Here is a 23,441-nt window from a genome sequence, read left to right as displayed (position 1 = left end):
GTGTCTCCGGGCCGGCGTTCAGCGGCGGCCGCGCGGCAGCAGGTGGGGCAGCAGCCGCTCGGCGGCCTGCTCCATCTGCAGCACATGGCCGTCGACCAGGGAGCGGAAGTGACGCCAGGTCACCAGCGCCGGAATCGCCACGATCAGGCCGAAGGCGGTGTTGTAGAGCGCCACCGAGATGCCGTGTGCGAGCTGCTCCGGATTGCTGCCGGTGGTCGGCGACTGCGCGCCGAAGATCTCGATCATGCCCACCACCGTGCCGAGCAGGCCCAGCAGCGGCGCGGCCGAGGCGATGGTGCCCAGCAGGCTCAGGTAGCGCTCCAGGCGGTGCGCGGCCAGGCGGCCGGCATTCTCGAAGGCATTGCGCAGCTGGGCCTCGTCGCCGCGGGCGTCAGTGGCTGCGGCGCGAATGCCTGCGGCCAGCACCGTGCCCAGCACCGAGCTGTCATGCAGCTTGTCGACCACGTCCGGCGCCGGCAGGCCGCTGCGGGTGAGGGTGATCACCTCGTCGAGCAGCGTCGGCGGAGCGATGCGGGCCGCGCGCAGGCTCATGAAGCGTTCGATGATGATCGCCAGCGCGGCGATGGAGCACAGGATCAGCGGCCAGATCGGCCAGCCAGCGGCTTGTATGATCGAAAACAAAGGTCTTTCCCCAGGGCAACGCTCGGAGCGCTGTGCCGGCATGGCGCAGCAGCATGGAATTATGGCCTCAACACCGGGGTGATCCGCGCCTTGCCTTCCTGCGGCAGGGGTCGGCGGCCGGTCGGGATTGTCCACCAAGCCTGTGGATAAGTCTGTTGATAAGCTGAGAGTCGATGCGCCAAGTCCTTTTCGGGCAAGGAGTTTTCTTGGGTTGCCTGTTTTTTGATCAGTGTGGCGGAAGAATGAAAGAATCAGCCCCGGGAGCGCTTCATGCCTGCAACTGAGCCGATCTGGGAGGTCGCGGCGCTGGTGCGCGCCGTCGGCGAGGCGCTGCAGGACGGCTTCGGCGCGGTGGCGGTGCGCGGCGAGCTGGCCGGCTTCACCCGTGCCGCCAGCGGCCACTGCTATTTCAATCTGCGCGCGCCCGAGGGCGAGGCCGGGCTGCGCTGCGCGATGTTCCGCCGCGCGGCGTCGCTGCTCGACTTCTCGCCGCGCGACGGCCAGCAGGTCGAGCTGCGCGGCCGGCTGGCGATCTACGAGCCGCGCGGCGAGCTGCAGATGATCGTCGAGGCGATGCGCCCGGCCGGCGAGGGCCGGCTGATGGAGCAGTTCCTGCGCCTGAAGGCGAAGCTGCAGGCCGAAGGGCTGTTCGATCCGGCGCGCCGCCGCCCGGTGCCGGCCTTCGTGCGGCGCATCGCGGTGGTCACCTCGCCGGCGGCCGCGGCGCTGCGCGATGTGCTCAGCGCCCTGGCGCGGCGTGCGCCGCAGGTCGAGGTGATCCTGTGTCCGGCCGCGGTGCAGGGTGCGGAGGCGCCGGCGCAGCTGGTGCGCGCCATCGCGGCGGCCGGGCAGGTCGAGGGCGTCGAGCTGCTGATCGTCTGCCGTGGCGGCGGCTCGCTCGAGGACCTGTGGGCCTTCAACGACGAGCGGGTGGTGCGCACGGTCGCCGCCAGCGCGGTGCCGGTGATCTGCGGCGTCGGCCACGAGACCGACACGACGCTGGCCGACTTCGCCGCCGACCTGCGCGCGCCCACGCCCACCGCCGCCGCCGAGCTGGCCGCGCCGCCGCGCGAGGACTGCCTGCGCACGCTGCAGCAGCTCGCGCGCCGGCTGCGGCAGCGGGTGCAGGCCCGGCTCGACGGCGAGGCGCAGCGCCTGGACCGCGCGGCGCTGCGCCTGTCGCGCCCGGCCGACGCGCTGCACGCGCAGCACCGCCGGCTGGCGCTGCTGGCCCAGCGCCATGCCGGTCTGCCCGCCACGCGGCTGATGGCCGAGCGCGCACGGCTCGAGCGTCTGGCGCAGCGGCTGACGGACGCGCGCCGCCAGCGCCAGATCGAGACCGCGCGCCGTCTGGAGCTGCTGGGCGCCCGGCTGGCCGCGCTCGACCCGCAGCGGGTGCTGGCGCGCGGCTATGCGCTGCTCGAGGACGGGCAGGGCCGGCCGCTGCTCAGCGTCGACGGGGTGCAGGCCGGCGCGAGCGTCGGGGCCCGGCTGGCCGACGGCCGGCTGGCGCTGCAGGTGACCGAGGTCTGCCCCCGTCCTGCGAAAGAAAAGGCTTCTCCCTACAATGGGCCGCCGAGCGGCCGGTGAGCCTGCGCACCGCGCAGCATCGCCGGCCCTTGATGAGCACTCTCACCCTCTCGCACCCCAACCACGAAGGATTCACACATGGCTTTCGAACTGCCCGCCCTGCCGTATGCCAAGGACGCCCTGGCCCCGCACATGTCGGTCGAGACCTTCGACTACCACTACAGCAAGCACCATCAGGCCTACGTCACCAACCTGAACAACCTGGTGCCCGGCACCGCGTTCGAAGGCAAGGGCCTGGAAGAGATCGTCAAGACCTCCAGCGGCGGCATCTACAACAACGCCGCCCAGGTCTGGAACCACACCTTCTTCTGGAACTGCATGACCCCGAACGGCGGCGGTGCCCCGACCGGCGCGCTGGCTGATGCGATCAACGCCAAGTGGGGCTCGTTCGACGAGTTCAAGAAGGCCTTGCAGACCTCGGCCGTGGGCAACTTCGGCTCGGGCTGGACCTGGCTGGTGAAGAAGGCCGACGGCTCGGTCGACATCGTCAACATGGGCGCTGCCGGCACCCCGCTGACCACCGGCGACACCGCGCTGCTGTGCGTCGACGTGTGGGAACACGCCTACTACATCGACTACCGCAACCTGCGCCCGAAGTTCGTCGAGACCTTCCTGAACAGCCTGGCGAACTGGAAGTTCGCCGAGGCCAACTTCGCCGCCTGAGCGTTCTCCGGCATCCGCACGCCGCGGCGGTCTTCAGGCCGCCGCGCTGCGAACCGCGCCCTCGAGCGTGGCCGGATACGGCCCCTCGACCCAGTCGGCGGCCGCGCGCAGCCCCGGCGCGATCTGCGCCGGCGGGCGCGCCAGCCCCGGCACGCAGCGGAAGGTGGCGCGCTTCTCGGCCACCAGCCGCTCCAGTCGCACCGCGTTCCCTGCGCCGTCGCCGAGGTCGCGCAGCACCGCGCGGGCCTGCGTCAGCAGCGCCTGGCCGGTGGCCTCCAGGCCACGCTCGACCCAGGGTGCCGCGCCGCTGACCACGAAGGCGAAGCGCCCGGCCCGCAGCCCCAGCGCCTCATGGTCGAAGGCGAACTGTGCCGGCGCCTGCGGCCCCTCGGCCAGCGCGACCATCGGCGCGGCCAGCCGTGCGCCCGGCGCCTGCACATAGCCGGTGATGATCGGCTCGAAGCCGAAGGCCTCGGCCTGCGCCGCCCAGCCGGGCGCGACCGCGCGCGTCAGCCGTGCCGCCTCGGCTGGCGGGCAGGCCAGCACCACCTGATCGAAGACCTCGCCGTCGACCCGCCAGCCGCCGCCCGGCGCGGGTTCGGGCTCCAGCGTGCGCACCCGTCGGCCGGTGTGCAGCGTCGCGCCGTGCTGCTGCAGCCAGCGCCAGGCCGGCTCGGGCAGCAGCTCGGCCAGCGGCCGGCGCGGAATCAGCAGGTCGCTGGCGCCGGGGCCCGAGAACAGTGCGTCATGCAGCACCCGCAGGAAGACCTGCGCGCTGGCCTCCGGCGCCGGCGTGTTCAGCGCCGCCACGCACAGCGGGTCGAGGATCTCGGCGCGCACCCGCGCCGGCAGGCCGGCGGTGAGCTGCGCCACCGTCCAACCCGCGTCGCAGCGAAAGCCCCGCAGCAGCCAGCCCAGCGCGGCCGAGCTCAGCGCCAGCCGCTCCGACAGCCGCCAGTGCCGCATCGCCCAGACCGCACGGCCGAACTCGAGCAGAGGCGAGCCCGCCCGCAGCCGCAGCCCCACGCCGTCCTGGTCGAGCAGCGCCAGCGGCTGGCGCCGCAGCACCGCGTCGGGATCGACGCCGACGCGGCGCATCAGCCCGAGCGTGGCGGTGTAGGCGCCGATCAGGATGTGCTGGCCGTTGTCGAGCCGGTCGGCCGGATCGCCGCCGGCCGCGCCCTCGGCGGCCAGGCTGCGCGCGCGCCCGCCGGGCTGCGGCGCCATCTCGAGGACGGTCACCGCGCGGCCGGCCTCGACCGCGGCGACCGCTGCCGCCAGCCCGGCCCAGCCCGCGCCGACGATGGCGACGCGGCTCACCGGCCGCGCCAGTTGGTCTTCATCGCGATCCAGAGCTTGCGCACCGGCGTCAGCGAGATGCGCTGGTGCAGCACCTGGAACTCGGCCGCCTCGATCTCGCGCAGCAGCGTGCGGTAGATGTTGGCCATCATCAGGCCGGGCTTCTGCGCGCGCGCGTCGGCCGCGGGCAGCAGCGCCAGTGCCTGGTCGTAGGCCTGGTGGGCGCGCTCGGCCTGGAACTTCATCAGCGCGGTGAAGCGCTCGCTGTAGCCGCGGTTGAGGATCTCGTGCGCCTTGACGTCGAACTGCTTGAGCTCGTCGATCGGCAGGTAGATGCGCCCGCGCCGCGCGTCGTCGCCGACGTCGCGGATGATGTTGGTGAGCTGGAAGGCCAGGCCCATCTGGTGTGCGTAGGCGGTGGTGGCCGCCTCGGTCTGGCCGAAGATGCGCGCGGCCACCTCGCCGACGATGCCCGCCACCAGGTGGCAGTAGCGCTTCAGGCCGGGATAGTCGAGATAGCGGCTCTGCTGCAGGTCCATCTCGCAGCCCTCGATGACGGCCAGCAGGTGCGCCGGCGTGATCTGGTAGAGAGCGACGTGCGGCATCAGCGCCTTCATGACCGGATGCGTCGGCTCGCCGGAGAAAGCGCGCTGCACCTCGGTGCGCCACCACGCCAGCTTGGTGGCGGCCACGCCCGCGTCGCTGGTCTCGTCGACCACGTCGTCCACCTCGCGGCAGAAGGCATAGAACGCGGTGATCGCCGCGCGGCGCTCCGGCGGCAGGAAGAGGAAGGCGTAGTAGAAGCTCGAGCCGCTGCCGGCCGCCTTCTCCTGGACGTAGTGCTCGGGGGAGGTGGTCATGGGGGGCGATTGTCTCAGGTGCGCGTGGCGCGGCCGCGACCTTCGCGTGCCCCGCGACCCATCCGCACCGCCCGCCACAGCAGCCCTGGCGCATCCCACGCACCGATCTTCGGCCGCGCCGCCAGCGTGGCGAAGCCCGTCGCCTCGATCTTGTCGAGGATGCGCAGGCCCCCTTGCACCACCAGCCGCAGCTCCCAGCCGGTGCGCCCGGGCAGGCGCAGCGCCAGCGGCGCGCCGTCGAGCATCATCGCGCGGGCCCAGGCCACCTCGTCGGCGATCAGCGCGCGGGTCTCGGGCGTGTCGCGGCCGGCCAGCAGCATCTCCTCGCTGACCCGGAAGCGCGCCCAGTCCGAGCGCGGCAGGTAGATGCGACCGCGCGGATGGTCGCGGCTGCAGTCCTGCCAGAAGTTGATCAGCTGCAGCGCCGAGCAGATCTCGTCGGAGCGGGTCAGCGAGTCGTCGTCGCGCACGCCGTACAGGTGCAGCAGCAGCCGCCCGACCGGATTGGCCGAGCGCTCGCAGTAGCGCAGCAGTTCGGTGCGGTCGGCGTAGCGGCTCTGGTGCAGGTCCTGCTCGAAGGCGTCGAGCAGGGCCTCGAGCAGCGGCAGCGGCAGGTGATGGCGGCGGAAGACCGGCGCCAGCGGCCCGAACACCGACGCCCAGCGCGGCGAGGGCGCATGGCCGCGCGCGACGCAGCGCAGATCCTCGCGGTAGGCGGCCAGATCGGCGGCGCGCTGCGCGGGCGTGGCGTCGCCCTCGTCGGCCAGGTCGTCGGCGGTGCGCGCGAAGCCGTAGATCGCGGTGATCGCCGGGCGCAGCGCCGGCGGGCACAGCACCGAGGCGACGGGAAAGTTCTCGTAGTGGTCGACGGACATGCCGCTGTCTGCTGTTCGCTGTTCGCGAGGGCTCGCGATGAGGAGATGTTGATCCGCGACAGCCGGCGGCGTCGCGGGGCCGATTATCCGCGCGAGGTTTGACAAGGCTCGAACCGGGCTTCTACATTAGCGAATTACTGACCGGTCAGTCAGTTTCAGAAGTTCCCGTGTTCTTCCCGGAGCCTGCGCATGTTCCTTCGCCCGTGCCTTCGTCCTGTGTCCCTGTCTGCCGGTCGTCCGGTCGTCCTGTCGAGCCTGCTGCTGGCGCTGGTGCTGGCCCTGTCCGGCTGCGCGAAGAAGGAAGCGGCGCCGGAGCCGCTGCGCGCGGTGCGCACGATCAAGGTCGAGAGCGGCAGCGTCGCGGCGCTGCAGGAGTTCTCCGGCGAGGTGAAGGCGCGCACCGAGACGCGGCTGTCCTTCCGGGTCGGCGGCAAGCTGCTGCGCCGCGAGGTCGATCTGGGCGATGCGGTGCGGCCGGGCCAGGCGATCGCGCAGCTCGATCCTGCGGATCTGAAGCTGGGGCAGGAAGCGGCCGCGGCCGGCCTGCGCGCCGCGCAGGTGCAGGCCGAGCAGAGCGCGGCCGACCTGAAGCGCTACCGGGAGCTGCATGAGCAGGGCTTCATCGGCGCGGCCGAGCTGGAGCGGCGCGAGACCGCGCTGAAGGCGGCGCAGGCCGCGCTCGACCAGGCGCGGGCGCAGGCCGGCGTGCAGGGCAACCAGGCGCAGTACACCCGGCTGGTGGCGGAAGGTGCCGGCGTGGTCACCGCGGTCGAGGCCGAGCCGGGTGCGGTGGTGGCGGCGGGCACGCCGATCGTGCGCGTCGCGCTGGACGGCCCGCGCGATGTGGTCTTCAGCGTGCCGGAGGACCGGGTCGCCGAGCTGCGCGCGCTGATGGGCCGCGCCGGCGCGCTGCAGGTGCGGCTGTGGGGTGGCGACAGCGAGACGCTGCCGGCGACGCTGCGCGAGCTGGCCGCCGCGGCCGACGCGAGCACCCGCACCTTCGTGGCCAAGGCCGATGTCGGCACCGCCGCGCTGCGCCTGGGCCGCACCGCCACCGTGGTGATGGAGCGGCCGCGCCGCGACGACCAGATCCGCCTGCCGCTGGCGGCGGTGGCCGAGCAGGGCGGGCGCAGCGTGGTCTGGCTGCTCGATGCGCAGGCGATGACGGTGCGCCCGCAGCCGGTGCGCATCAGCGGCGCCGACGGCAACCAGGTGCTGGTGGCCGAGGGCCTGCAGCCTGGCCAGGAGGTGGTGGGCGCCGGCGTGCATGTGCTGACGCCGGGCCAGAAGGTGCGCCGCTACATCGAGCCGGCCCGCGCCGCCTCGCGCTGATCGCTCGTGTCGCCAGGGGATCCCATGAAGGTTCATGTTCACGACCAGGTCCGCCACTCCGGCTTCAACATCTCGCGCTGGGCGCTCGAGCACCCGGCGCTGACGCGCTACCTGATGATCGTGCTGATGGTGCTCGGCGTGGCCGCGTACTTCCAGCTCGGCCAGGACGAGGATCCGCCGTTCACCTTCCGCGCGATGGTGGTGCAGGCCTACTGGCCGGGTGCGACGGCGCAGCAGATGGCCGACCAGGTCACCGACAAGATCGAGAAGACGCTGCAGGAGGTGCCGCACGCCGACATCATCCGCTCGTACACCAAGCCGGGCGAGTCGGTGACCATCTTCCAGATCAAGGACGATTCGCCGCCGAAGGAGGTCCAGCAGACCTGGTACCAGACGCGCAAGAAGATCGGCGACATGCGTGGCACGCTGCCCGCCGGCGTGCTCGGGCCCTTCTTCAACGACGAGTTCGGCGATGTCTACGGCTCGATCTTCGCGCTGTCGGCCGACGGCTTCAGCCGCGAGGAGCTGCGCGAGTTCGCCGACCGCGCCCGCGCCGAGCTGCTGCAGGTCAAGGATGTCGCCAAGGTCGAGGTCTTCGGCGCGCAGCCGGAGAAGGTCTTCATCGAGCTTTCCGGCCAGCGTCTGGCCCAGCTCGGCCTGGACCTGAACACGGTGATCGCGCAGATCGGCGCGCAGAACGCGGTCGAGAACGCCGGCGTGCTCGACGCCGGCAGCCAGAACCTGCAGGTGCGGGTGGGCGGCCAGTTCGGCTCGCTGGAGGCGCTGCGCCAGCTGCCGCTGCGGGGGGTCAACCCGGGCACCGGCGTGGCCAGCATGACCCGCCTGGGCGATGTGGCCACCATCCGGCGCGGCTACATCGATCCGCCGGCGGTCAAGGTGCGCCACCAGGGCCGCGAGGTGATCGCGCTGGGCGTGTCGATGGCCAAGGGCGGCGACATCATCGCGCTGGGCGAGGCGCTGCAGGCGCGTGTCGCGCGCATCCGCCAGGATCTGCCCGCCGGCATCGAGCTGTCCCAGGTGCAGGACCAGCCGGTGGCGGTGGCCAAGTCGGTGGGCGAGTTCGTCAAGGTGCTGGTCGAGGCGGTCGTCGTGGTGCTGGCGGTGAGCTTCATCAGCCTGGGTCTGCACACCCGGCCGCTGCGCATCGACATCTGGCCGGGCCTGGTGGTGGCGCTGACCATTCCCCTGGTGCTGGCGATCACCTTTGTCACCATGTACTACTGGGGCGTCGGGCTGCACAAGATCTCGCTGGGCTCGCTGATCATCGCGCTGGGCCTGCTGGTCGACGACGCGATCATCGCGGTCGAGATGATGGTCAGAAAGCTCGAGGAGGGCCATGACCGGCTCTACGCCGCGACCTACGCCTACGACGCCACCTCGATGCCGATGCTCACCGGCACGCTGATCACCGCGATCGGCTTCCTGCCGATCGGCATGGCGCAGTCGACGGTGGGCGAATACACCTTCGCGATCTTCGCGGTCACCTCGGCGGCGCTGCTGATCTCGTGGGTGGTGTCGGTCTATTTCGTGCCCTATCTGGGCGCGCGGCTGCTGAAGGTGCGCCCGCATGCCGACGGCCAGCCCCATGAGCTGTTCGACACGCCGTTCTACAGCCGCTTCCGCCGTCTGGTGGGCTGGTGCGTGGATCACCGCTGGATCACGATCGCGCTGACGATCGGCGTCTTCGTGCTCGGCCTGGCCGGCATGGGCCGGGTGCAGCAGCAGTTCTTCCCCGACTCGAGCCGGCCGGAGATCCTGGTCAACCTGTGGCTGCCCGAGGGCGCGACGATCACCGAGAGCGACCGGCTGGCCGAGCGGCTGCACAAGCGGCTCCAGGGCGAGGCCGGCGTCGAGAGCGTGACCAGCTGGGTCGGCTCGGGCGTGCCGCGCTTCTATCTGCCGCTGGACCAGATCTTCCCGCAGACCAATGTCAGCCAGACCATCGTGCTGCCGAAGGACCTGGCCGAGCGCGAGGCGCTGCGCCGGCGCCTGCCGGAGATCCTGGCGGCCGAATTCCCCGAGGCGCGCGGCCGGGTCACGCTGCTGCCCAACGGGCCGCCGGTGCCCTATCCGGTGCAGTTCCGCGTCGTCGGACCCGATCCGCAGATCGTGCGCGAGTGGGGCGACAAGGCGCGCGCGGTGCTGCAGGCCAGCCCGAACCTGATCGGCGTCAACGACAACTGGAACGAGAAGGTCAAGGTGCTGCGCCTGGAGATCGACCAGGACAAGGCGCGTGCGCTGGGCGTCTCCAGCCAGTCGATCGCGCAGGCCACGCGCATGCTGCTCAGCGGCACGCCGGTGGGCCAGTACCGCGAGGGCGACAAGCTGATCGACATCGTCATGCGCCAGCCGCTGTCCGAGCGCGACGCGATCACCGATCTGGGCAACGCCTATGTGCCGACCGCCTCGGGCCGCCCGGTGCCGCTGGTGCAGATCGCGCGCATCGGCCATGTCTGGGAGCCGGGCGTGATCTGGCGCGAGGGCCGCCAGTACGCCGTGACCGTGCAGGGCGACGTGCCCGACGGCATGCAGGGCGCCACCGTGACCGCCGAGATCTGGCCGGCGCTGGACAAGATGCGCGCCGACCTGCCGCCGGGCTACGACATCCAGGTCGCTGGTGCGGTGGCCGAGAGCAGCAAGGGCCAGGGCTCGATCGCCAAGGGCGTGCCGGTGATGCTGTTCCTCACCTTCACGCTGCTGATGCTGCAGCTGCAGAGCTTCAAGCGCGCGATGCTGGTCTTCCTGACCGGCCCGATGGGCATCGCCGGCGTGGCGGCTGCGCTGCTGCTGCTCGACCGGCCCTTCGGCTTCGTCGCGCTGCTGGGCGTGATCGCGCTGATGGGCATGATCCAGCGCAACTCGGTCATCCTGATCGACCAGATCGAGCAGGACCGCGCCGCCGGCGTGCCTGACCGGCAGGCGGTGGTCGAGTCGGCGGTGCGGCGTTTCCGCCCGATCGTGCTGACCGCGGCCGCGGCGGTGCTGGCGATGATCCCGCTGTCGCGCAGCGTCTTCTGGGGCCCGATGGCGGTGGCGATCATGGGCGGCCTGATCGTGGCGACGGCGCTGACGCTGCTGGCGCTGCCGGCGATGTACGCGGCCTGGTTCCGCGTCGGACGGGACGACGCGCGACTCGGCTAGAATGTCGCGCTTTCCGGGAAATCCGGTGCAGGCCGCGCGGGTGGCGAAATTGGTAGACGCACCAGGTTTAGGTCCTGACGCCTTCACGGGCGTGCCGGTTCGAGTCCGGCCCCGCGCACCACATGCAGACGTCTTCCGGTTTCCTGCGCCGGACGTCCCTCCTGAATTCAAGCAACTGTAGAGCTTCAGAACATGGCTGTTACCGTGGAGACCCTCGACAAGCTCGAGCGCCGCATCACCCTGACCCTGTCGGCCGAGGAGATCAAGAACGAGGTCGAGACCCGCCTGAAGAAACTGGCCCGCACGGTCAAGGCCGACGGATTCCGTCCGGGCAAGGTGCCGATGAATGTCGTGGCCCAGCGCTACGGCTTCTCGGTCCAGTACGAAGTGATGAACGACAAGGTCGGCGCCGCCTTCGCGCAGGCCGCTGGCGAGGCGCAGGTCCGTGTGGCCGGCACCCCGCGCATCTCCGAGAAGGAAGACGCCGCCGAAGGCCAGCTGCAGTTCGACGCCGTCTTCGAGGTCTATCCTGAAGTCGTCATCGGCGACCTGACCGCCGTCGAGATCGAGCGCGCCAGCGCCGAGGTCAACGACGCCGCGATCGACCGCACCCTCGACATCCTGCGCAAGCAGCGCCGCACCTTCACCGAGCGCGCCGCCGGCGAGGAAGCCACCGACGGCGACCGTGTCACCATCGACTTCGACGGCTCGATCGACGGCGAGCGCTTCGAGGGCGGCAAGGCCGAGGACTTCCAGTTCCTGCTGGGCGAAGGCCGCATGCTCGAAGCCTTCGAGAAGGCCGTGCGCGGCATGAAGGCCGGCGAGTCCAAGACCTTCCCGCTGAAGTTCCCGGACGACTACCACGGCTCGGACGTGGCGGGCAAGGAAGCCGACTTCCTGGTCACGCTGAAGAAGGTCGAGCAGCAGAACCTGCCGGTGGTCGATGATGCCTTCGCCGAGTCGCTGGGCATCACCGAAGGCGGCGTCGAAGGCCTGCGCGCCGACATCCGCAAGAACCTCGAGCGCGAGGTCAAGTTCCGCGTCGCCGCCCGCAACAAGCAGGCGGTGATGGACGCCATCGAGAAGGCCGTCACCTTCGACCTGCCCAAGGCGCTGGTCGATGCGGAAGTCGAGCGCCTGGTGGCCAACGCCCGTGCCGACCTGAAGCAGCGTGGCATCAAGGACGCCGACAAGGCCCCGATCCCGGCCGAGATGTTCACCGCGCAGGCCGAGCGCCGCGTGCGCCTGGGCCTGTCGCTGGCCGAGTTGGTGCGTGCGAACTCGCTGTCGGCCACGCCGGACCAGCTGCGTGCCCACATCGAGGAGATGGCGCAGAGCTACGAGCGTCCGCAGGACGTCATCGCCTGGTACATGGGCGACCAGCAGCGCATGGCCGAGGTCGAGGCGGTGGTCATCGAGGCCAACGTCACCGACTTCGTGCTGGGTCAGGCCAAGGTCACCGACAAGGTCCTGGGCTTCGACGAGCTGATGGGCGCCTGACACGCGCCTGAAGCCGACGTTTCCAGTCGGTGAAACGATCACAAGGGGCGCCTAAGGCGCCCCTTGTCACATGATCGGCACACCCGTTCCGGGTGTTGAATTACGCAAACCCCCATAATCGGGTTCGTCGCGGACGTCGCGGCCTTTCCGGTCCGAAACGTCCCCGCGCCAGACAAGAGTGAAGCTTCAAGGGTCCGCAATGAGCGCAATCGACACGCAGAATCTGGGCATGGTGCCCATCGTCATCGAACAGTCCGGACGCGGAGAGCGCTCCTACGACATCTACTCGCGCCTGCTGCGCGAGCGTGTCATCTTCCTGGTCGGTCCGGTCAACGACCAGACCGCCAACCTGGTCGTCGCGCAGCTGCTGTTCCTCGAGAGCGAGAATCCCGACAAGGACATCTCGCTGTACATCAACTCGCCCGGTGGCAGCGTCTCGGCCGGCATGTCGATCTTCGACACGATGCAGTTCATCAAGCCGCAGGTCTCGACGCTGTGCATGGGCATGGCCGCCAGCATGGGCGCCTTCCTGCTGTCGGCGGGTGCACCGGGCAAGCGCTTCGCGCTGCCGAACTCGAAGATCATGATCCACCAGCCGCTCGGCGGCGCCCAGGGCCAGGCCACCGACATCGAGATCCATGCCCGCGAGATCCTGAAGACGCGCGAGCAGCTCAACCGCATCCTCGCCGAGCGCACCGGCCAGCCGCTCGAGAAGATCCAGAACGACACCGAGCGCGACTACTACATGTCCGCCGCCGAGGCGCAGACCTATGGCCTGATCGACCAGGTCATCGCCAAGCGCGGCTGATGCCCGGCTGGCGTTTCCCGGCATTTCCTTTCCTTCGACTCGAGGCCGCATCCCATGCCTGACAAAAAAGGCTCTCCCGGCGAAAAGACGCTGTACTGCTCGTTCTGCGGCAAGAGCCAGCACGAGGTCAAGAAGCTGATCGCCGGTCCCTCGGTGTTCATCTGCGACGAGTGCATCGAGCTGTGCAACGACATCATCCGTGACGAGGCCCCGGGAGCCGAGGCGCAGGCCGGCACCAAGGCCGGTCGCGACGATCTGCCGGTGCCGGCCGAGATCAAGGCCAGCCTCGACCAGTACGTGATCGGGCAGGAGCAGGCCAAGCGCACGCTGTCGGTGGCGGTCTACAACCACTACAAGCGCCTGAAGCACATGGCCGGCAAGACGAAGTCCGACGACGTCGAGCTGACCAAGAGCAACATCCTGCTGATCGGCCCGACCGGCTCGGGCAAGACGCTGCTGGCGCAGACGCTGGCACGGCTGCTCAACGTGCCCTTCGTGATCGCCGACGCCACCACGCTCACCGAGGCGGGCTATGTCGGCGAGGACGTCGAGAACATCATCCAGAAGCTGCTGCAGAACTGCAACTACGAGGTCGAGCGCGCCCAGCGCGGCATCGTCTACATCGACGAGATCGACAAGATCAGCCGCAAGGCCGACAACCCGTCGATCACCCGCGATGTCTCCGGCGAGGGCGTGCAGCAGGCGCTGCTGAAGCTGGTCGAGGGCACGATGGCGTCGGTGCCGCCGCAGGGCGGGCGCAAGCATCCGAACCAGGATTTCCTGCAGATCGACACGACCAACATCCTGTTCATCTGCGGCGGCGCCTTCGACGGTCTGGAGAAGGTCATCGCCAACCGCTCCGAGAAGTCGGGCATCGGCTTCGGCGCCTCGGTCAAGAGCAAGCAGGAGCGCAGCATCACCGAGGTGTTCCGCCAGATCGAGCCCGAGGATCTGGTCAAGTTCGGCCTGATCCCCGAGCTGGTCGGCCGCCTGCCGGTGATCGCCACGCTGGGCGAGCTGACCGAGGACGCGCTGGTGCAGATCCTGACCGAGCCGAAGAACGCGCTGGTCAAGCAGTACCAGAAGCTGTTCGGCATGGACGGCGTCGAGCTGGAAGTGCGCTCGTCGGCGCTGTCGGCGATCTCGCGCAAGGCCCTCAAGCGCAAGACCGGCGCGCGCGGCCTGCGCTCGATCATGGAGCAGGCGCTGATGGACACGATGTTCGACCTGCCCACCTTCGACGGCGTCGCCAAGGTCGTCGTCGACGAGCACACCATCGAGGATGGCACGAAGCCGCTGCTCGTGTACCGCGAGCAGGCCAAGGCCAGCGCCTGAGTGATCCCGCACCGGGGGGCCGGGGCGGGAGTCGCCCTTGCAAACCGGTGCCGCGGTCCCAGATGGGACTGCAGAAAGAGAGGTTCTGATGTCAGGCCACCCCATTCTTCCCCCGGACCCGATCACGCTGCCGCTGCTGCCGCTGCGCGATGTCGTGGTCTTCCCGCACATGGTCATCCCGCTGTTCGTGGGCCGGCCGAAGTCGATCAAGGCCCTCGAGGCCGCGATGGAGGCGGGTCGCCAGATCATGCTGGTGGCCCAGAAGGCCGCCGGCAAGGACGAGCCCAAGCCCGACGACATGTTCGAGACCGGCTGCGTCTCCAGCATCCTGCAGATGCTGAAGCTGCCCGACGGCACGGTGAAGGTGCTGGTCGAGGGCATGCAGCGCGCCACCACCCAGAGCATCGACGACAGCGGCGAGCATTTCACCGCGGTGGTCACGCCGGTGCCGGTGCCCGATCAGGGCTCGCCGGAAATCGAGGCGCTGCGCCGTGCGGTCACCCAGCAGTTCGACCAGTACGTCAAGCTCAACAAGAAGATCCCGCCGGAGATCCTGACCTCGATCGCCGGCATCGATGACGCCGGCCGGCTGGCCGACACCATCGCCGCGCACCTGCCGCTCAAGCTCGAGAACAAGCAGCTGGTGCTCGACATGGTGCCGGTCGACAAGCGCCTCGAGAAGCTGCTCGAGCTGCTCGAGCACGAGGTCGACATCCTCCAGGTCGAGAAGCGCATCCGCGGCCGCGTCAAGCGCCAGATGGAGAAGAGCCAGCGCGAGTACTACCTCAACGAGCAGGTCAAGGCCATCCAGAAGGAGCTCGGCGAGGGCGAGGAAGGCGCCGATCTCGAGGAGCTCGAGAAGAAGATCGCCGCCGCCCGCATGTCGAAGGAGGCGCGCAAGAAGGCCGATGCCGAGCTGAAGAAGCTCAAGCTGATGTCGCCGATGTCGGCCGAGGCCACCGTCGTGCGCAACTTCATCGACACGCTGGTCAACCTGCCGTGGGCGAAGAAGAGCAAGGTCAAGCACGACCTGCCGCTGGCTGAGGAGGTGCTCGACGAGGACCACTTCGGTCTCGACAAGGTCAAGGAACGCATCCTCGAGTACCTCGCGGTGCAGCAGCGCGTCGACAAGGTCAAGGCGCCCATCCTGTGCCTGGTCGGACCGCCGGGCGTGGGCAAGACCTCGCTGGGGCAGTCGGTGGCGCGAGCCACCGGCCGCAAGTTCGTCCGCATGGCGCTGGGCGGCGTGCGCGACGAGGCCGAGATCCGCGGCCACCGCCGCACCTACATCGGCTCGATGCCGGGCAAGGTGCTGCAGTCGCTGACCAAGGTCGGCGTGCGCAATCCGCTGTTCCTGCTCGACGAGATCGACAAGCTGGGCATGGACTTCCGGGGCGACCCGTCGTCGGCGCTGCTCGAGGTGCTCGATCCTGAGCAGAACCATACCTTCAGCGACCATTACGTCGAGGTCGACTTCGACCTGTCGGACGTGATGTTCATCGCCACGTCCAACAGCATGAACATTCCGCCGGCGCTGCTCGACCGGATGGAAGTCATCCGCCTGTCGGGCTACACCGAGGACGAGAAGGTCTCGATCGCCCAGCGCTACCTGCTGCCCAAGCAGCGCGAGAACAACGGCGTCAAGGACAGCGAGATGGAGGTCACCGAGGACGCCATCCGCGCGGTGATCCGCTACTACACCCGCGAGGCTGGCGTGCGCTCGCTCGAGCGCGAGGTCTCCAAGATCTGCCGCAAGGTGGTCAAGGGCCTGTCGCTGAAGAAGTACGAGGGCCAGGTCGTCGTGACGGCCGACAACCTCAACGACTTCCTGGGCGTGCGCAAGTACAGCTACGGCGAGGCCGAGAAGGACAACCAGGTCGGTCAGGTCAACGGGCTGGCCTGGACCGAGGTGGGCGGCGACCTGCTGACCATCGAGGCCGCGGTGATGAACGGCAAGGGTGCCATCACCCGCACCGGCTCGCTCGGCGACGTGATGAAGGAATCGGTCGAGGCCGCGCGCACCGTGGTGCGCAGCCGTGCCGCCCGCCTGGGCATCAAGGACGAGCTGTTCGAGAAGCGTGACATCCACATTCACGTGCCCGACGGCGCCACGCCCAAGGATGGTCCGAGCGCGGGTGCCGCGATGGCCACTGCCTTCGTGTCGGCGTTGACCGGCATCCCGGTGCGTGCCGATGTCGCGATGACCGGCGAGATCACGCTGCGCGGCGAGGTCACCGAGATCGGCGGGCTGAAGGAGAAGCTGCTGGCGGCCCACCGCGGCGGCATCCGCACCGTGCTGATCCCGCAGGACAATGCCAAGGATCTCCAGGACATTCCCGAGAACGTCAAGAGCCAGCTCGAGATCATTCCGGTGAAGTGGTTCGATCGTGTCCTGGAAGTGGCCCTCGAGCGTCTGCCCGAGCCGCTGCCTGACGAGGAGATCAAGGCCGAAGCGCCGAAGGCGGCCGAGCCTGCCGTGGGTGCAGCCATCGAAGCGGCGACCAAGCACTGACGGGTACACTGAAAAAAAACGGCCGAAACGCTTGCGCGTCGAGAATAAGGTGTTCTATACTTTCGTTCTCGACGCAGCGCAGACAACCAAATCAGCGCAGCAAAGCGAAGAGAAATGCGGGAATAGCTCAGTTGGTAGAGCGCAACCTTGCCAAGGTTGAGGTCGCGAGTTCGAGCCTCGTTTCCCGCTCCAGATACTGATGTCGGTGGCGCGGTAGCAAAGCGGTTATGCAGCGGATTGCAAATCCGTCCAGGGCGGTTCGACTCCGCCCCGCGCCTCCAGAGTCGATGCGGGAATAGCTCAGTTGGTAGAGCGCAACCTTGCCAAGGTTGAGGTCGCGAGTTCGAGCCTCGTTTCCCGCTCCAGATTCTCGTCTGGTGTCATGATCGCGAAGAATTCAGGTTCTCGCTTCAGGCCCGGGTGGTGAAACTGGTAGACACTGCGGACTTAAAATCCGCCGCCTTGAAAAGGGCGTACGGGTTCGATTCCCGTCCCGGGCACCAGTTTCGACAAGTCATTGCCAGTTACGCGGGAATAGCTCAGTTGGTAGAGCGCAACCTTGCCAAGGTTGAGGTCGCGAGTTCGAGCCTCGTTTCCCGCTCCAACATGAAAAGAGTCGTCCACCGGACGACTCTTTTTTTTGTCCCATCATCCTCGGTGGGCGATGTCGCGCTGCCGGTGTCCTCGTCCGGCACGCAGGTGCCTATCATTGCGCCATGTCTTCCCAGATTCCCGGCTACTTTCCTTCTCCCGGTTCGCGCGGCATTGACGACGAGGTCGCGCGCCTGCGCGTGCCGCCGCATTCGATCGAGGCCGAGCAGAGCGTTCTCGGCGGCCTGCTGCTCGACAACAGCGCCTCCGACCGTGCCGGCGATGTGCTGAGCGAATCGGATTTCTACCGCTACGAGCATCGGCTGATCTACACCGCGATCATGTCGCTGGTCAGCGGCAGTCGTCCGGCCGATGTGATCACCGTCTTCGAGCAACTGCAGAGCCTGGGCAAGGCGGAGGAGGTCGGGGGGCTGGCCTATCTGAATGCGCTGGCCAACAGCGTGCCGGGTGCGGCCAATCTGCGTCGCTATGCCGAGATCGTGCGCGAACGTGCGATCCTGCGCCGCCTGGTCGAGACCAGCGACGAGATCGCCACCCGCGCGCTCAATCCGCAGGGCGCGGCCGTGTCGGCCATCCTGGACGAGGCCGAGGCCAAGATCTTCAAGATCGGCGAGGAGGGCTCGCGCAACAAGCAGGGCTTCCATTCGCTCGACAATCTGGTGGTGCAGCTGATCGACCGGGTGCAGGAGCTGGCCGACAGCGGCGCCGGCGATGTGACCGGCGTGGCCAGCGGCTTCATCGATCTCGACCGGATGACGGCCGGCCTGCAGGGCGGCGACCTGATCATCCTGGCGGCACGGCCGTCGATGGGCAAGACCGCCTTTGCGCTCAACATCGCCGAACATGTGGCGGTGAAGGAGCGCAAGCCGGTGGTCGTGTTCTCGATGGAAATGGGCGCGTCGCAGCTGGCGCTGCGGATGGTGGGTTCGCTCGGGCGCATCGATCAGCAGCACCTGCGCACCGGTGCGCTGACCGATGACGAGTGGGGGCGGCTGTCGGAGGTGCTTGACCTGCTGCACGGCGTGAGCCTGTTCATCGACGAGACACCGGCGCTCACGCCGGGCGAGGTGCGGGCGCGCTCGCGCCGTCAGGCACGCCAGTTCGGCCAGCTCGGCCTGATCGTCATCGACTACCTGCAGCTGATGAGCGGCTCGGCCTCCAGCAGCGGCGAGAACCGCGCGACCGAGATCTCCGAGATCTCTCGCGGCCTGAAGGCGCTGGCCAAGGAGCTGCACTGTCCGGTGATCGCGCTGTCGCAGCTCAACCGCTCGGTCGAGACCCGCACCGACAAGCGGCCGATGATGTCGGACCTGCGCGAATCGGGCGCGATCGAGCAGGATGCGGACGTCATCATGTTCATCTACCGCGACGAGTACTACAACAAGGACTCGAAGGAGCCGGGCGTGGCCGAGATCATCATCGGCAAGCAGCGTAACGGCCCGGTCGGCACCGTGAAACTGGCGTTCATGAAGCCGCTGACCAAGTTCGAGAACCTGGCGCCGGGCAGCTACGGCGACGAGTACTGACGATCACCGCGCGCGGGCTTCTGGTTTCCGAGCAGTGACAGGGGCTGGCCGGGTAAACCCCGATCCGGCTATAATCCTCAGGTTTGTCCGCCAACAACGCAGCCCAGCGCCATCGCGGCGTCAACCCCCCGGATCCGGCATGTGCCGGTCTCGTGGACGATCTGGTTGACCGCCGAGCTCCGATGCCGCGCTGGGCTTGCCCACATCGGAGTTCCCGTGCTGCCCGTCCTGCCTCCCGCCATTCTCGCCCTCGCAGACGGCACGGTCTTTCATGGCACCTCGATCGGCGCTGCCGGTCACACGGTCGGTGAAGTGGTGTTCAACACCTCGATCACCGGCTATCAGGAAATCCTCACTGACCCCAGCTACTGCCGGCAGATCGTGACCCTCACGTATCCGCACATCGGCAACTATGGTGTCAACGAGCAGGATGTCGAGGCCTCGAAAGTCCATGCCGCCGGTCTGATCATCAAGGATCTGCCTGTCCGCGCTTCCAATTTCCGTCAGACCCTGACGCTGACCGAGTACCTGGTCCGCGAGGGCACGGTGGCCATCGCCGACATCGACACCCGTCGCCTGACGCGCGTGCTGCGCACGAAGGGCGCGCAGAACGGCTGCATCATGTCGTTCACGGCTGACACCGTCGTGACGCAGGCGATGATCGACGAGGCGGTCGCGCTGGCGCGCTCGGCGCCGAGCATGGCGGGCCAGGATCTGGCCCAGGTCGTGACCCGCGCCGCCACCGAGGTGTGGACCGAGACCGAGTGGCGCCTGACCACCCCGGCCGGCGGCCCCGGCTTCGGCGAGCAGACCGAGCCGCGCTTCCATGTCGTGGCCTATGACTTCGGCGTCAAGCGCAACATCCTGCGCATGCTGGCCGAGCGGGGCTGCAAGGTCACCGTGGTGCCGGCCAAGACCCCGGCGGCCGAGGCGCTGGCCCTGAACCCGGACGGCATCTTCCTGTCCAACGGCCCTGGCGATCCGGAGCCCTGTGACTACGCGATCACGGCCGCCAAGGAGCTGATCGAGACCGGCATTCCGACCTTCGGCATCTGCCTGGGTCACCAGATCATGGCGCTGGCCTCGGGGGCGAAGACCTTCAAGATGAAGTTCGGCCACCACGGCGGCAACCATCCGGTCAAGGACCTGGACAACGGCCGCGTGTCGATCACCAGCCAGAACCACGGCTTCGCGGTCGACGCCGAGACGCTGCCGGCCAACCTGCGCCCGACGCATGTGAGCCTGTTCGACGGCACGCTGCAGGGCCTGGCCCGCACCGACCGTCCGGCCTTCTGCTTCCAGGGCCACCCGGAAGCCTCGCCCGGCCCGCACGACATCGCCTACCTGTTCGACCGCTTCACTGCGCTGATGAACGACAAGCAAGCGGAGAAGAAGAATGCCTAAGCGCAGCGACCTGAAATCCATTCTCATCATCGGCGCCGGCCCGATCATCATCGGCCAGGCCTGCGAGTTCGACTATTCCGGCGCCCAGGCCTGCAAGGCCCTGCGCGAGGAAGGCTACAAGGTCATCCTGGTCAACTCGAACCCGGCGACGATCATGACCGACCCGGCCACGGCCGACGTCACCTACATCGAGCCGATCACCTGGCAGGTGGTCGAGAAGATCATCGCCAAGGAGCGCCCGGACGCGATCCTGCCGACCATGGGCGGCCAGACGGCGCTGAACTGCGCGCTCGACCTGCACAAGCACGGCGTGCTGGAGAAGTACAAAGTCGAGATGATCGGTGCCAACGAGCACGCGATCGAGAAGGCCGAGGACCGTCTGAAGTTCAAGGACGCGATGACCAAGATCGGTCTGGGCTCGGCCAAGTCGGGCATCGCGCACTCGATGGAAGAGGCCTGGGCCGTCCAGAAGGCGATCCAGGCCGAGGTCGGCGGCTCCGGCTTCCCGATGGTGATCCGCCCCAGCTTCACGCTGGGCGGCACCGGCGGCGGCATCGCCTACAACCCGGAAGAGTTCGAGGAGATCTGCAAGCGCGGCATCGACCTCTCGCCGACCAACGAGCTGCTGATCGAGGAATCGCTCATCGGCTGGAAGGAATACGAGATGGAAGTGGTCCGCGACCGGGCGGACAACTGCATCATCGTCTGCTCGATCGAGAACCTCGATCCGATGGGCATCCACACCGGCGACTCGATCACCGTGGCGCCGGCCCAGACGCTGACCGACCGCGAGTACCAGCTGCTGCGCAACGCCTCGATCGCGATCCTGCGCGAGATCGGCGTCGACACCGGTGGCTCGAACGTGCAGTTCTCGATCAACCCGCGTGACGGCCGCATGGTCGTCATCGAGATGAACCCGCGCGTGTCGCGTTCGTCCGCGCTGGCCTCCAAGGCCACCGGCTTCCCGATCGCCAAGATCGCGGCCAAGCTGGCGGTGGGCTACACGCTGGACGAGCTGAAGAACGACATCACCGGCGGCGCGACCCCGGCGTCGTTCGAGCCGTCGATCGACTACGTCGTCACCAAGATCCCGCGCTTCGCCTTCGAGAAGTTCCCGGCCGCCGACGCACACCTGACGACGCAGATGAAGTCGGTGGGCGAGGTCATGGCCATGGGCCGCACCTTCCAGGAATCGTTCCAGAAGGCGCTGCGCGGTCTGGAGACCGGCATCGACGGGCTGACCGAGCGCTCGCGCGACCGCGACGAGATCATCGAGGAGATCGGCGAGCCCGGCCCCGAGCGCATCCTGTTCGTCGGCGACGCATTCCGTCTGGGCATGACGCTCGACGAGATCTTCGAGGAAACCGCGATCGACCCGTGGTTCCTGGCGCAGATCGAGCAGATCATCGCCACCGAGACCCAGCTCAAGGGCCGCACCCTCGAGAGCCTGTCGGCCGCCGAGCTGCGCTTCCTGAAGAAGAAGGGCTTCTCGGACAAGCGTCTGGGCAAGCTGCTCGGCTCGAATCAGCATGATGTGCGCCGCGCGCGCCAGGCCCTGGGCGTGCGCCCGGTCTACAAGCGCGTCGACACCTGCGCGGCCGAGTTCGCCACGCAGACCGCCTACCTGTACTCCTGCTACGAGGGTCTGGATGGCGAGTGCGAGGCCGAGCCGACCGACAGGAAGAAGATCATGGTGCTGGGCGGTGGCCCGAACCGCATCGGCCAGGGCATCGAGTTCGACTACTGCTGCGTTCACGCGGCCCTCGCCATGCGCGAGGACGGCTTTGAAACCATCATGGTCAACTGCAACCCCGAGACCGTCTCGACCGACTACGACACCTCCGACCGCCTGTACTTCGAGCCGGTGACGCTGGAAGACGTGCTGGAGATCGTCGACAAGGAAAAGCCGGTCGGCGTGATCGTGCAGTACGGCGGCCAGACCCCGCTGAAGCTGGCGCTCGACCTGGAAGCCAACGGCGTGCCCATCATCGGCACCACGCCCGACTCGATCGACATCGCCGAGGACCGCGAGCGCTTCCAGAAGCTGCTCAATGAGCTGGGCCTGAAGCAGCCGCCCAACCGCACCGCCCGCGCCGAGAGCGAGGCGATCGCGCTGGCCAACGAGATCGGCTACCCGCTGGTCGTGCGCCCGAGCTATGTGCTGGGCGGCCGCGCGATGGAGATCGTGCACGGCGACAAGGACCTCGAGCGCTACATGCGCGAAGCGGTGCGCGTCTCCGACAAGTCGCCGGTGCTGCTCGACCGCTTCCTCGATGACGCGGTCGAGGTCGACGTCGACTGCATCGCCGACGCCGGCGGCGACGTGATGATCGGCGGCATCATGGAGCACATCGAGCAGGCCGGCGTGCACTCCGGCGACTCGGCGTGCTCGCTCCCCCCCTACACGCTCAGCACCGTGCTGCAGGACGAGCTGCGTCGCCAGACCGCCCTGATGGCCAAGGCGCTGAAGGTGGTCGGCCTGATGAACGTGCAGTTCGCGATCCAGGGCGACGTGACCGGCGGGCTCGATGCCTGCACCGTCTACGTTCTGGAAGTGAACCCGCGCGCCTCGCGCACCGTGCCCTACGTCTCGAAGGCCACCGGCCAGTCGCTGGCAAAGATCGCCGCGCGCTGCATGGCCGGCCAGAAGCTGGCCGACCAGAAGGGCCTGAACGGCGAGGCGCCGCGCGAGATCGTGCCGCCTTACTTCAGCGTCAAGGAAGCGGTCTTCCCGTTCAACAAGTTCCCTGGCGTCGACCCGATCCTGAGCCCGGAAATGCGCTCGACCGGCGAAGTCATGGGCACCGGCAAGACCTTCGCCGAGGCAATGCTCAAGAGCCAGCTCGGCGCGGGCTCGCGCCTGCCGCGCAGCGGCAACGTGGTGATCTCGGTCAAGGCCAGCGATCACGCCCGCGCCGTCGGCGTGGCGCGCGACCTGCACCAGCTCGGCTTCGGCATCGTCGCGACCAAGGGCACCGCTGCGGCCATCGCCGCCGGCGGCATCCCGGTCAAGGTGGTCAACAAGCTGAAGGACGGCCGTCCGCACATCGTCGACATGATCAAGGGTGGCGAGATCCAGCTGGTCTTCACCACCGTCGACGAGACCCGCACCGCGATTGCCGACTCGCGCCACATCCGCACCGCGGCCCTGGCCAACCGGGTGACCTACTACACCACGATGGCCGGCTGCGAGGCTGCCACCGAGGCGCTGAAGCACCAGGACGGCCTGAGCGTCGTGTCGCTGCAGGAACTGCACGCCGAGCTCGGCTGAAACTGAACTAAACTGCGCGGGCTGCCGCCCGTGCGCAGCCCCGTGCCGCC

General features: G+C 68.5%; 15 protein-coding genes and 6 tRNA genes. 17 read left to right on the top strand and 4 right to left on the bottom strand.

Translation table 11 applies throughout. The features are described 5' to 3' along the window. Nucleotides 1–18: 18 nt before the first annotated feature. Entirely contained in the window at nt 19–642 is a 624-nt protein-coding gene (locus NFT33_RS17735; RefSeq protein WP_251677324.1) for a MotA/TolQ/ExbB proton channel family protein, read from the bottom strand. A gap of 270 nt (nt 643–912) precedes the next feature. On the opposite strand from NFT33_RS17735, the gene xseA reads away from it, so the two are divergent. Both xseA and NFT33_RS17725 read left to right on the top strand, forming a co-directional pair. Continuing rightward, a complete protein-coding gene (gene xseA, locus NFT33_RS17730) occupies nt 913–2,232 on the top strand; it encodes an exodeoxyribonuclease VII large subunit (RefSeq protein ID WP_251677323.1) in 1,320 nt (439 codons plus the stop codon). Nucleotides 2,233–2,310: 78 nt separating this feature from the next. Further along, nucleotides 2,311–2,895 (top strand): Fe-Mn family superoxide dismutase, encoded by a 585-nt coding sequence (locus NFT33_RS17725; protein WP_251677311.1) that lies wholly within the window; start codon nt 2,311–2,313, stop codon nt 2,893–2,895. Between the two features lie 33 nt (nt 2,896–2,928). On the opposite strand, the gene hpnE is transcribed toward NFT33_RS17725, so the two are convergent. The 3 genes from hpnE to hpnC are packed head-to-tail and all read right to left on the bottom strand — an operon-like array spanning nt 2,929 to nt 5,929. Continuing rightward, nucleotides 2,929–4,215 (bottom strand): hydroxysqualene dehydroxylase HpnE, encoded by a 1,287-nt coding sequence (gene hpnE, locus NFT33_RS17720; RefSeq protein WP_251677309.1) that lies wholly within the window; start codon nt 4,213–4,215, stop codon nt 2,929–2,931. Further along, nucleotides 4,212–5,054 carry a presqualene diphosphate synthase HpnD gene (hpnD, locus tag NFT33_RS17715; RefSeq protein WP_220785782.1) on the bottom strand — a complete coding sequence of 281 codons (843 nt, stop codon included), beginning with the start codon at nt 5,052–5,054 and terminating at the stop codon, nt 4,212–4,214. Before hpnD ends, hpnE begins: the two co-directional genes overlap by 4 nt. Before the next feature lie 14 nt (nt 5,055–5,068). After that, nucleotides 5,069–5,929 (bottom strand): squalene synthase HpnC, encoded by an 861-nt coding sequence (gene hpnC, locus NFT33_RS17710; RefSeq protein WP_251677299.1) that lies wholly within the window; start codon nt 5,927–5,929, stop codon nt 5,069–5,071. Between the two features lie 216 nt (nt 5,930–6,145). Here hpnC and NFT33_RS17705 point away from each other — a divergent pair, with 216 nt between their 5' ends. The 15 genes from NFT33_RS17705 to carB all read left to right on the top strand — a co-directional run bounded on the left by NFT33_RS17705 (nt 6,146) and on the right by carB (nt 23,391). Further along, complete coding sequence (locus NFT33_RS17705) at nt 6,146–7,261, top strand: efflux RND transporter periplasmic adaptor subunit (RefSeq protein ID WP_251677291.1); 1,116 nt, start codon at nt 6,146–6,148, stop codon at nt 7,259–7,261. Nucleotides 7,262–7,285: 24 nt separating this feature from the next. Then, nucleotides 7,286–10,423: an efflux RND transporter permease subunit gene (locus tag NFT33_RS17700; RefSeq protein ID WP_251677288.1), complete on the top strand. Its 3,138-nt coding sequence runs from the start codon at nt 7,286–7,288 to the stop codon at nt 10,421–10,423. 34 nt (nt 10,424–10,457) lie between these two features. Next, a tRNA-Leu gene (locus NFT33_RS17695) sits at nt 10,458–10,544 on the top strand. Nucleotides 10,545–10,615: 71 nt separating this feature from the next. Beyond that, on the top strand, nt 10,616–11,923 hold the full coding sequence (gene tig / locus NFT33_RS17690; RefSeq protein ID WP_149503005.1) for a trigger factor: 1,308 nt from the start codon (nt 10,616–10,618) through the stop codon (nt 11,921–11,923). A gap of 199 nt (nt 11,924–12,122) precedes the next feature. Next, the gene (gene clpP / locus NFT33_RS17685; protein ID WP_037477642.1) at nt 12,123–12,731 is read left to right on the top strand and encodes an ATP-dependent Clp endopeptidase proteolytic subunit ClpP; all 609 of its coding nucleotides are present in this window, start codon (nt 12,123–12,125) and stop codon (nt 12,729–12,731) included. A gap of 54 nt (nt 12,732–12,785) precedes the next feature. Beyond that, nucleotides 12,786–14,066, top strand: coding sequence for an ATP-dependent Clp protease ATP-binding subunit ClpX (gene clpX, locus NFT33_RS17680; protein WP_220785778.1), 1,281 nt, complete (start codon nt 12,786–12,788; stop codon nt 14,064–14,066). 88 nt (nt 14,067–14,154) lie between these two features. After that, nucleotides 14,155–16,578, top strand: a complete 2,424-nt coding sequence (lon, locus tag NFT33_RS17675) for an endopeptidase La (RefSeq protein WP_251677286.1) — start codon at nt 14,155–14,157, stop codon at nt 16,576–16,578. A 116-nt stretch (nt 16,579–16,694) separates the two neighbouring features. Next, nucleotides 16,695–16,770: transfer RNA gene (locus NFT33_RS17670), tRNA-Gly, on the top strand. Between the two features lie 15 nt (nt 16,771–16,785). Beyond that, nucleotides 16,786–16,859: transfer RNA gene (locus NFT33_RS17665), tRNA-Cys, on the top strand. An 8-nt stretch (nt 16,860–16,867) separates the two neighbouring features. After that, nucleotides 16,868–16,943: transfer RNA gene (locus tag NFT33_RS17660), tRNA-Gly, on the top strand. Between the two features lie 49 nt (nt 16,944–16,992). Then, a tRNA-Leu gene (locus NFT33_RS17655) sits at nt 16,993–17,081 on the top strand. A 25-nt stretch (nt 17,082–17,106) separates the two neighbouring features. After that, a tRNA-Gly gene (locus NFT33_RS17650) sits at nt 17,107–17,182 on the top strand. A 112-nt stretch (nt 17,183–17,294) separates the two neighbouring features. Beyond that, complete coding sequence (gene dnaB, locus NFT33_RS17645) at nt 17,295–18,716, top strand: replicative DNA helicase (RefSeq protein ID WP_220785776.1); 1,422 nt, start codon at nt 17,295–17,297, stop codon at nt 18,714–18,716. 216 nt (nt 18,717–18,932) lie between these two features. After that, complete coding sequence (carA, locus tag NFT33_RS17640) at nt 18,933–20,120, top strand: glutamine-hydrolyzing carbamoyl-phosphate synthase small subunit (RefSeq protein WP_251677284.1); 1,188 nt, start codon at nt 18,933–18,935, stop codon at nt 20,118–20,120. After that, nucleotides 20,113–23,391, top strand: a complete 3,279-nt coding sequence (carB, locus tag NFT33_RS17635) for a carbamoyl-phosphate synthase large subunit (RefSeq protein WP_251677282.1) — start codon at nt 20,113–20,115, stop codon at nt 23,389–23,391. The genes carA and carB overlap by 8 nt, the downstream gene beginning before the upstream one ends. The last annotated feature ends 50 nt before the right edge of the window (nt 23,392–23,441 follow it).

Source organism: Sphaerotilus sp. FB-3 (assembly GCF_023706025.1).
GTDB classification, from domain to species: domain Bacteria; phylum Pseudomonadota; class Gammaproteobacteria; order Burkholderiales; family Burkholderiaceae_C; genus Sphaerotilus; species Sphaerotilus sulfidivorans.
This window is presented reverse-complemented; position numbering and strand designations above follow the sequence as displayed.